Annotated in this window: 1 protein-coding gene; it reads right to left on the minus strand. The window is 73.7% G+C overall.

The window, feature by feature from the left end; all coding sequences use genetic code 11:
* On the minus strand, positions 1-197 hold a 197-nt coding region (locus tag G6R25_RS24535), incomplete at its 3' end, for a hypothetical protein (RefSeq protein ID WP_205447461.1).
* Positions 198-524 lie beyond the last annotated feature (327 nt).

Raw genomic sequence — 524 nt, forward strand, 5'->3', positions numbered from 1 at the left:
CGATGCTCCAGGGTCCGCAACTCGCGGCGACGGCCGGCCTCCGCATCCCACCAGCCGGCGAACGGGGCGCACGCCGGCGACAGGCCGTCGAGGACCGTCACCGCCGTCGTCGACGTCGCCCGCCACACCCGCACAGCGGCCGGGTCGGAGGTGGTCTGCGGGGCCCGCTCTGGGGTGGTTGCAGCCGCCGGTTGCACTGGTTGCACCCGGGCTGGCTGGTTGACCCCTGCAACCACCCCTGCAACCGCCTCTGACCTGCACGGTTGCAGGTTGCAGTCAGGGGGGCTGGAGGGGGCCCTACGCGTGCGCGCGCGAGGGACCCCGATTTCCGGCGGGTTGCAACCCGGCTCGGACGGCCCGGCGGCGGGGAGCTGGTTGGCGGTCATGCCGCACCACCGAACAGATCATCCTGGCCGTCGCAGACCGGGCACAGCGGCCCCGACGGCGTCACGTCCAGCTGACCCCGGCATCGGGTACACCGCCGACGCGGCGCCAGCGGGATGACAGTCATGGCGATCCGCAGG

The organism is Candidatus Frankia alpina, from assembly GCF_902806485.1.
Taxonomy (GTDB): Bacteria; Actinomycetota; Actinomycetes; order Frankiales; family Frankiaceae; genus Frankia; species Frankia alpina.